Annotated in this window: 13 protein-coding genes; 6 read left to right on the top strand and 7 right to left on the bottom strand. The window is 58.5% G+C overall.

All coding sequences use genetic code 11. The annotated features are described in order from the left end of the window. Positions 1-3 precede the first annotated feature (3 nt). Genes ACGVKB_RS04140 through hisG form a run of 3 tightly spaced genes read right to left on the bottom strand, consistent with a single transcriptional unit; the run spans position 4 to position 2941 of the window. Positions 4-510 (bottom strand): GNAT family N-acetyltransferase, encoded by a 507-nt coding sequence (locus ACGVKB_RS04140; RefSeq protein ID WP_392350015.1) that lies wholly within the window; start codon positions 508-510, stop codon positions 4-6. Next, positions 510-2288, bottom strand: coding sequence for an ABC transporter ATP-binding protein (locus ACGVKB_RS04145; RefSeq protein WP_392350016.1), 1779 nt, complete (start codon positions 2286-2288; stop codon positions 510-512). The genes ACGVKB_RS04140 and ACGVKB_RS04145 overlap by 1 nt, the downstream gene beginning before the upstream one ends. After that, complete coding sequence (gene hisG / locus ACGVKB_RS04150) at positions 2288-2941, bottom strand: ATP phosphoribosyltransferase (protein ID WP_392350017.1); 654 nt, start codon at positions 2939-2941, stop codon at positions 2288-2290. The genes ACGVKB_RS04145 and hisG overlap by 1 nt, the downstream gene beginning before the upstream one ends. Positions 2942-2981: 40 nt before the next feature. Between hisG and gloB the strand changes: the two genes are divergently transcribed. Then, positions 2982-3728 (top strand): hydroxyacylglutathione hydrolase, encoded by a 747-nt coding sequence (gene gloB, locus ACGVKB_RS04155; protein WP_392350018.1) that lies wholly within the window; start codon positions 2982-2984, stop codon positions 3726-3728. 11 nt (positions 3729-3739) lie between these two features. Here gloB and ACGVKB_RS04160 read toward each other — a convergent pair whose 3' ends face one another. Further along, the gene (locus tag ACGVKB_RS04160) at positions 3740-4864 is read right to left on the bottom strand and encodes an ABC transporter ATP-binding protein (RefSeq protein WP_392350019.1); all 1125 of its coding nucleotides are present in this window, start codon (positions 4862-4864) and stop codon (positions 3740-3742) included. On the opposite strand from ACGVKB_RS04160, the gene ACGVKB_RS04165 reads away from it, so the two are divergent. Together ACGVKB_RS04165 and ACGVKB_RS04170 are read left to right on the top strand one after the other, a co-directional pair. Further along, positions 4863-5252 (top strand): RidA family protein, encoded by a 390-nt coding sequence (locus ACGVKB_RS04165; RefSeq protein ID WP_392350020.1) that lies wholly within the window; start codon positions 4863-4865, stop codon positions 5250-5252. The two genes, ACGVKB_RS04160 and ACGVKB_RS04165, sit on opposite strands and share 2 nt — an antisense overlap. A 149-nt stretch (positions 5253-5401) precedes the next feature. Further along, on the top strand, positions 5402-5632 hold the full coding sequence (locus ACGVKB_RS04170) for a DUF3136 domain-containing protein (protein WP_392350021.1): 231 nt from the start codon (positions 5402-5404) through the stop codon (positions 5630-5632). 253 nt (positions 5633-5885) lie between these two features. Here the strand turns inward: ACGVKB_RS04170 and ACGVKB_RS04175 are convergent, their stop codons facing one another. Then, on the bottom strand, positions 5886-6017 hold the full coding sequence (locus ACGVKB_RS04175) for a hypothetical protein (RefSeq protein WP_392350030.1): 132 nt from the start codon (positions 6015-6017) through the stop codon (positions 5886-5888). Positions 6018-6194: 177 nt separating this feature from the next. Between ACGVKB_RS04175 and ACGVKB_RS04180 the strand changes: the two genes are divergently transcribed. Further along, complete coding sequence (locus ACGVKB_RS04180) at positions 6195-6455, top strand: hypothetical protein (RefSeq protein ID WP_392350022.1); 261 nt, start codon at positions 6195-6197, stop codon at positions 6453-6455. 16 nt (positions 6456-6471) lie between these two features. Here the strand turns inward: ACGVKB_RS04180 and ACGVKB_RS04185 are convergent, their stop codons facing one another. Together ACGVKB_RS04185 and ACGVKB_RS04190 are read right to left on the bottom strand one after the other, a co-directional pair. Beyond that, complete coding sequence (locus ACGVKB_RS04185; protein ID WP_392350023.1) at positions 6472-6711, bottom strand: hypothetical protein; 240 nt, start codon at positions 6709-6711, stop codon at positions 6472-6474. Then, positions 6711-7052, bottom strand: coding sequence for a hypothetical protein (locus ACGVKB_RS04190; RefSeq protein WP_392350024.1), 342 nt, complete (start codon positions 7050-7052; stop codon positions 6711-6713). Before ACGVKB_RS04190 ends, ACGVKB_RS04185 begins: the two co-directional genes overlap by 1 nt. A 48-nt stretch (positions 7053-7100) precedes the next feature. Between ACGVKB_RS04190 and ACGVKB_RS04195 the strand changes: the two genes are divergently transcribed. Next, positions 7101-7625 (top strand): YqhA family protein, encoded by a 525-nt coding sequence (locus tag ACGVKB_RS04195; RefSeq protein ID WP_392350025.1) that lies wholly within the window; start codon positions 7101-7103, stop codon positions 7623-7625. A 329-nt stretch (positions 7626-7954) separates the two neighbouring features. Then, positions 7955-8593, top strand: coding sequence for an AAA family ATPase (locus ACGVKB_RS04200; RefSeq protein ID WP_392350026.1), 639 nt, complete (start codon positions 7955-7957; stop codon positions 8591-8593). Positions 8594-8641: the final 48 nt, after the last annotated feature.

Raw genomic sequence — 8641 nt, forward strand, 5'->3', positions numbered from 1 at the left:
CGTTCAGCTGGCGTACCAGAAGGCACAGCGGTGACCCTGGGGCTCTAATTCCCAGCCTTGACGCTGATAAAAACTGACCACACCAGGGTCAGCGAACAAACTCACCCGCTCGGTTCCCTGATCAGCCAAGACATCCAGCACGTAGGTCATCAGATGACGACCCAGGCCATTGCCTTGATACAGGGGATGGACCGCAACATCCCAGACGGTGGCCTCCAGAATCCCATCGCCCGTGCAACGCGCGAAGCCGACAAGGCGGGGAATCCGAGGGTCATGGCGCCACAACCCCACGGTGAGCAGGCTGTGCTGCAGGGCTTTACGCACGCGCCGCACCGGGCGGCGACTCCAGCCGACAGCTTCCAGCAGCTGCTCGAGCTCCACAAGATCAAAGGGATGGGTCTGGCTGAACACCAGACGAATCTGATCATTGCTGCACGGACAAAGACGAGCGTCCTGTCCGTATTGCTCAAGGAACGACGTCTCGGGAATCGGCAGCGTGGAGGAGAGCATCACAGCTTGGCCAGGCCCCGTTCCTGCAAATCGGCCAACTGCGCATAGAGCCCACCGCAGGCACGAAGCTCATGGTGGGTGCCCTGCTCAATCAACTCACCACGGCGCAGCACAAGAATCCGATCGGACGCCTCCACGGTCGCCAGACGGTGGGCGATGACCACCGCGGTGTGTTTCTGCAGCAGACGATCGAGATCCCGTTGCAACGTCGCCTCCGTTGAGGGATCCATGAAGGCGGTGGCCTCATCCATCACCAGCACCGTGGGGTTGCGGATGGCCACACGCGCCACGGCCAGCAATTGGCGTTCACCGGAGGAGAGGTTGCCGCCGCGTTCCCGCAGGACGGTCTGCAAACCCTGAGGCAAGCGCTCGAGCAGACCATCCAGTCCCAGTTCCGAACAGACATCCTGCAGACGCTGATCACTGATCGGACGATTCAAACGGAGGTTGTCGGCGACATTCCCGCTGAACAAAAAGGTGTCCTGCAGGACCACGCCCAGTTGCTGACGCAAATCGGCGATGGGAATCGAGCGAATATCACGACCGTCCAGAAGAATGCGGCCGGACTGGGGTTCATAGAGCCGGCACAGCAAACGAATCACCGTGGATTTCCCGGACCCCGTGGGGCCGACCAAAGCGACGTGCTCGCCAGGCGCGATCCGGAAGGAGAGGTTGCGCAGGATCGGCTCATCGGGGCGATAGCTGAAGCTGACATTCTCAAAAATGACCTCACCCAATCCACTGCCATCCAAAGCACGGGCATCAGGGGATTCGATGATCTCCAGGGGCTGCTCGAGGAGTTCACCGATGCGCTCAACCGCAGTCAGACCGCCCTGGATCTGGGTGAAGCGTTCCGCCAACTGGCGCAAGGGGTCGAACAGGCGTTGGGAATAAAGAATGAAGGTCGTGAGAACGCCAAGACCCATCGCACCACTGGTCACCATCCAGCCCCCGACGGCGAGGACCGTGGCCACCGCTCCGAGGGCGACCCATTCCAGAAAAGCCGAGATGCTGCTGTCGAAAAAGATGGTTCCGTTGACGGCTTTGCGATAGGCCGAGCCCGTGCGGGCGAAACGGGCCCCATTGACCTGCTCACGGCGGAACATCTGCACCACCTCCAAACCCTGGAGGTTTTCCTGAAAATCAGCATTGAGCTGAGAGAGCTCCTCCCGCACGCGGTAGTTGGCCTTGCGATAGCGCCGCTGCAACCAGATCACGACAGCTGTGACCGGAAGCTGCGTGCAGAGCAACAGCAGTCCAAGCCTCCATTCGATCAACAGCATCGTGGTGGCGATCACCAACAGGCTGACCAAATCTCCGAGGACACCAACGGCGCCACTGCCGAAGACCTCAGCCAAGGCATCCACATCACTGGTGAGGCGGGTGAGCAGCTTGCCCACGGGCATACCGTCATGGAACCGCAGCGAAAGCGAAAGGGAATGGGAAAAGAGGTCATCACGGATTCGAGCCGTGAGCCGTTGCCCGATCGCCTGAATGTTGAAAGTCTGAAGGCCCTGAAAGGCCAGCCGGAGCAGAACGGACGCCAACAACAATCCGACCAGTAATCGGATGGCCGCTGGCGTCGACAACGACGCCAGCCAGGGCAAGCTCGCTTCGCCTCTGAGCACGCTGATCGCCTGACCCACGAGCAACGGTTGGATCGCCCCAGCCAGGGCCACAGGAATCAGCAGCGTCAGGGTGAGCAGCAGGCGTCGGCGATCGCGACTCAGGTACTGACCAAGACGCCGGACACGACGCCAATCACCCAGGACAGACATCAGGCCACCTCAGCGGCGATGACAGAGGCCTGCCGCATGGCATCCACGATGTCGCGCAACTCACCCTGATCCAGGCGCATGGCCAACGGATGGCCAACCAACCTTGCGGTGGAGTGAAACAGATCCTCAATGGCAATCAAACCGTTTTCCCGAAGTGTGCGGCCGGTCGCCACAAGATCCACGATCGCTTCCGACATCCCGGTAATTGGCCCCAATTCCACGGAGCCATTGAGATGAACAAGCTCAACCGGCAGGTCGAGGGCATTGAAATATTGCCTGGCGCAGTGGGTGAACTTGCTGGCCACACGGCAGTGGGGCGGAAGATCCGCGGCACGGGTGTAACCGCTGGTCTCCTTCACAGCGACAGACATGCGGCAGCCCCCGAAACCAAGGTCCACCAGCTGTGCCACGGGCAGTTGGTGCTCGCTGAGCACGTCGTAACCGACCACCCCAAGCTGAGCCTGTCCATAGGCCACGTAGGTGGGAACGTCACCATTGCGCACCAACAGGGCCCGGGCACGACCGCAGGGGGTCGGCAGCATCAGCTGACGGTTGTTCTTGTCCAGAACGGCGGAAAAATCCAGACCTGCTGCAGCAAAGCGGGCCACGGAATCCTTGAGCAGCGCTCCTTTCGCCAACGCAACGGTGATCATGGGTCCAGCGTTGACCAGGAAACCAGGCAGGACTTTAACGATGAACTCCACACTTCACGCCCTGCCGGTGCTTCAGGACAACGTGGTCTGGGTGTGGACCCGCGGCCAGGAGGCGGTCGTCGTGGACCCTGCCGTTGCATCTCCCGTGCAGGACTGGCTGACGTCGCGGGGTCTCGAACTCAAAGCCGTACTGCAAACCCACCACCATCCCGATCACATCGGGGGGACCTTGGATTTGCTCCAGCATTGGCCAACAGCCGATGTCGTGGCGTCAGCCAACGACCGTGAGCGCATTCCCTTCCAAACGATTTCGGTGAAGGGTGGAGATCAACTGCGTTTGCTCAACACCGACGTCCAGGTGATTGACGTGGCGGCGCACACCCGAGCCCATCTCGCCTTTGTGATCACAGCAGACGCCGACCCGGCCGTGGGTCCGCTGGTCTTCACTGGGGACACCCTCTTTGCCGGTGGCTGCGGCCGCCTGTTCGAGGGGTCAGCCTCCGATATGCACACCGCTCTGCAGCGACTCAACGCTTTACCGGCGGAAACCAAGGTGTGCTGCGCCCATGAATACACCGAGGCCAATCTGCGCTGGGCCGTTGAACAGCGCCCTGACGATTCGACGATTGCGGCTCGGCTGGAGGACGTCCGCCAACGTCGCAGCCGGGGGGAACTGAGCCTGCCGAGTTCGATCGCGCTGGAGCGGGCCACCAACTTGTTTCTCCAGGCCGACACCCCGGACGCCCTCGCTGAGCTGCGCGTCCATAAGGACACATGGCGGGGCTGACTCCCAGAGGATCAAACAACAACAGCCACACGCTGACGCTGGGGGTAAAGAATCGGTTCAGCACCACGGCGGAAAGACAATCGACAACGGGTCCCCCTGGGGTGATCCATCTCGAGCGGAAGAACCAAACGCAAGGTCAGGGCATCGAGCTGAATCCGGTACTGCCAGGCATGGCCCAGAAACTCACGACCCATGACGCAAGCTTCTCCGGAGGAATCCAAGGTCATCCGGATACTGCTGGGTTCCACCATCACGCAGGCATCGGCGTCGAGAGGAGCTGACGAGAGCCCGGAGGCCACCAGGGTGCCAATCGCGCATTGGAGACGGCCATCCGCATCGGATGCGTGCTGAACAGGCAACAGGTTGGCTTGCAGCACAAAGCGACTGACAAAAGCGGTCGCTGGACTCTGAACCAGCTCCCGTGGCGGAGCGCACTGATGAATCACGCCATCCCGTAGAACGGCGACCCGGTCACAGATCGCAAGAGCTTCCCCGGGATCGTGGGTGACGATCAGCCCCGTGGTGCCACAGACCTGAAGCACAGAGGCCAATTCGCTGCGCAAGCGCAGACGCACCTCAACATCGAGGTTGGAAAACGGTTCATCGAGAAGAACCACGCTGGGTGCCGGTGCAAGAGCGCGAGCCAGGGCCAGCCGTTGACGCTGCCCGCCGGAGAGCTGATGGGGAAAACGCTCGTGCAGATCAGCAAGCCCCATCAGGTCGAGCAACCAGCTCGCACGGCTGTCGTCTTGGCCGGAACGCAAGCCAAAGCAAGCGTTCTGCCAGGCGGTGAGATGGGGAAACAAGGCATAGTCCTGGAAGACCATGCCGACGCCACGGCGCTCTGGAGGCAACCAGCGACCGGCCCCGGCAACGGTGCGTTCCTGCAGCCGAACCTCACCACGATCGGGACGTTCAAAACCAGCAATCAGCCGAAGCAGGGTTGTCTTGCCGCAACCCGAAGGTCCGAGCAAGCCAACAAGTTCACCGGCCGCCAGGTTGAGATCGACACCCCGGAGCGTCCACTCATCACCCTCTGCGGCGTAGCGGTGCCACAGATCACGCAATTCGACGGGGCCTGAAGGCGATGGCAAGACGGAACGCGATGATTCCAGCCATTCTGTGACTTCGGACATGAGCGCACGCGCAATCACCACGAGTTCCGCTCCCGCACCGGTTGGGCCGTACAACCAAGCTGTGCTCGCCGGAGGGTGGTTGTATTGCTCTGGCCAAATTCCGCTGGATCCAGCCACTGGCGAGATGGTTGGAGGCGGCGATGTCGCCGCAGAAACCCGTCAGGTGCTCAGCAACCTCCAGGCCGTGCTGAGCGAAGCGGGGGCAACACCCGCGAATGTTGTGCGGACCACTGTTTTTCTGGCTGATCTCGGCGACTTCCAAACCGTCAATGGCATTTATGCCGAGGTGTTTGGAGACGGCGTGAGTCCTGCTCGCGCCTGCGTCCAGGTTGCGGCTTTACCCAAGGGAGCACGCGTGGAAATCGACTGCGTTGCCTGGCTTGGCTGACGTCAAACAAGCCTGCTGGGTGGAGGCCAGAGCAACAAAATTGTCTGGTCCAGCTCACCAATCCTGACCCGAAGTGTTGCGCCCGGTCGGCCACCGGGCGCTTGCTAGAGAGGCGGTTGCATAGGTTGTATGGGTGCAGGAGTCATCCCATGCCCCAGACCAAGCTGACGATCGGCGAACTGGAAGCGGGATACCCGATGTACTGCAAAGCGCTGCGGCGACTTCTCCAACAGGGGAAATCAGCCGAAGAAATCGAACGAACCGTGTGCTGGGGTCACCTCGAAACCCTGAACCGCTGTTTGCCAACGCGCTACAAATCACCGTCCTATCTATTGGCCCTGATCAAACGGGATCTACAAAAAGACAACGAGAACAGCTGACAAAACCATTCATCAGCCACTCATCCAATCCTCAGAGCATCGATAAGTTCTAGGTCTTAAACAACGGTTGTTGGATCAAAGAACCGTCGATGAGACTTTTGTTCCGCAAAAAGCAAAGAACGCATTGGACCACTGGATTCATTCCAGCCATCGCGTTGGTCGCACTGACAGGCGTTTGCCTCGAGTGGGGCGAAGCCAGGGGCTGGAGCGACAACGCATCGGCCCAGATCGATCAAGGCCCCGCCCCAAAAACTCAATAGCTGGACTGGGGCAATGTGAATCCAGATTGCATGTGACCGAAGTCGAGCATCACGTAGGTGAGCCAAAGCAGAAGAGCTGCTACGCCAGCACCGGCAGCCACCTTGGCCACAGAGCGGGCGATCATTTCCGCAACAGAGACTTCCTTCACAACAAGCGTTGACGCTGCGGTAAGTCTGCTCGATGACGGACAGAACGGCGGCGCATTGACGCTGGATCCATCCGCGGGCCTCTGACGCCACGCAACCGGCCGACCGAATTCGAATGGAATCGTTATAGTCTCATCTCGACATTGACTGGTCCCATGCTGCGCAGCTTCCTTGCGATCGTCTTTGCGGCAGTGATGTGGGTTCAGGTTCCTCAGTGGCAAAACGACTGGTCCCGTTGCGCCGTTGATGTCCCCGATGTGGATTGCCATTGGTACGTCGTGGCACCCGACAACACATTTGGCGAAGGGTTCGACTGGGCGTCAGCCCCCTGGTTTGACTCCAATGGCCTACAGGATGTTGCTCAACTGAAGAACACCATGCTGGGCATTCACAACAACGCCCACGACGAGATCTAAGCAGGAGCCTTAACGCTCACTCAACACCGTCATGAACCGGGGACGCCGTGAAGTTCCAGGTGTCCTCAACCTCCTGCCACAGATCCCAAACCTTTCTGGACCCATTTCTCAACACCAATTGGCCGCGAAAACCGGCAGGCATGGGTTGATAAAGCTCTTCCATCGACTGGATTGGAGAACCATCAGCGGCAAGCACCTCCTGCACAGGCTGACCGAGGCGTTCGGTGAGCACCGCTTTGAGCTGAGCGATCTCCATCAGCCTTGAGCCAAGTGGTAGCTCACGAGAAGATCGCCCGTAGGGTCACGCTCGATTTCGAACTGAAAGCCGTCCAGTCGGCCCGTCCAAAGACCTTCCTCGGGATCTGCCGTCGCTCCAGTCTTGTCTTCAACAGCGTGCTCAAACAGCACTTGAAACACATGGGCCGCGACGGCCGCCGCCTGCCCCTCATCCATGTCATCGAGCTCGTCGGGGGCCACGTCGCAGCCTTCGAGCACCTCCCCGTCGATGACGATGTCGTTGCCGATATCCGCGACGAGCGCTTTCAAGCCGTCATTGGAGTCCATCTCTGCCATCCAGTCCAAAACCAATGGATCCATTCTCGCTGAGGGCCGTTTCAATGGGCCCTACGCTCAGCGACAAAAAGCATGGGGACCACTCGACAATCGCGCCTGGAAGTCAGGTTTGAGCGCCTGATCTGGAGGTTTCGACTGGTCACGATTGTGCCGGTTGTGATGAGCTTGGTCGGCAGCGTGAGCTGCTTCATCGTGGGCACCCATGAGGAGCTCGCTGCAATCGGGAAAGTCCTCAGCGGAGAGATCAAACGCGGCAATGCCAACCTTGTCATCAGCAAAGTGGTCGGCGGAATTGATTTTTATCTGATCGGAATCGCCCTGTTGATCTTCGGCTACGGAATCTACGAATTAGTGATCTCAGATATTGATGACCGGCTGCAGGCTCAGTCGGAACATCGACAAAACCTGCTCAAGATCGAATCACTGGATAGCCTCAAGCAAAAACTCACCAAGGTGATCGTTGTTGCCCTGATCGTGACCGCCTTCAAACTACTCACTAGCTTCGAAATCAACAACATCACCGAGGTGCTTCAGTTCTGCACATGTGTCTTAATGCTGGCATTGAGCGGCTGGCTGATTGGGCGCAAACAAAGTTAAAACGACCGATGATTCAACTCATCATCGTGACTGAGCCGCTGACTGCGTCGCCGCTCCGCATCAACCACAGCAAGAGCCAAAATCCAGCTGTAGAAACCGAGAGAAACAACCCCGTATAGAGCTTGGACTGGAATCGTCGCAACCGATCCAGCCAACGACAGCATGATCCAGTCCCTTGAGCTCATCAAACCGCGGTCGTCTCATCGCTTCTGTCAATCACATCTCTCTTCTAGCCCCTCGCCCGAAAGTCTTGTGAAACGAACAACATTCAGATCCTCTTCAAGCACCATCTTCGGCGTCGAGAGCCGCTCCTTGACAGGCAGGATGGGTTGCTGCGGGGAGCTTTAACCATGGGACAAAGGACAAGGCAGCAAGATCCACACCATGTGATCGTCATTGCGGGGGCATCCGGCTGCGGCAAGACACATTTGATCCGGAGGATGAGCCAGCGTCCACATGATGCATTCGTTACAACAATCCTGAAACAACTGAAATGCGATCCACATCAACGGCTGAAACGATCAACCGTGGAGCGACTACAGCGACTGATGGATCCAACCAATCCCAAAAAACGTAAGAAACGCAAGCTCAAACACTGTCTGTTAGTTCACATCGACCTGACCAGTATCAACCATCGCTCCAACCTGAGGCTGCTGCACCACATCGCAACCCGTGCCAAACGGTTTGACGTTTTAACCCTCTATGCTCCACCACAGGAGTGGAGAACGAGAATTCTCCACAGACTTCACAGCGACGACGAGCCTTCGATGCGGGCTGCCTTGATCGCTTTGTCGGCGCATCTGAGCAAAAAGCTTTCCAGCGCTCTTTATCACAGAGAATACAAAAAATGGTTTGAAGAAATCAAACAATTCAAGACTGATTATTCATGCAATTTAAATGGATTCAGCGAAACAATTCTGACTGAAATCCCACCAAAGGTGAAAACCTCTTCCACATCAAAAGCATGATGAACTGATACCCGCATTGGACAACACCGATCCAACCCCTCCGATGGA

Origin of the sequence: Parasynechococcus sp., assembly GCF_042954325.1 — a bacterium.
Taxonomy (GTDB): Bacteria; Cyanobacteriota; Cyanobacteriia; order PCC-6307; family Cyanobiaceae; genus Parasynechococcus.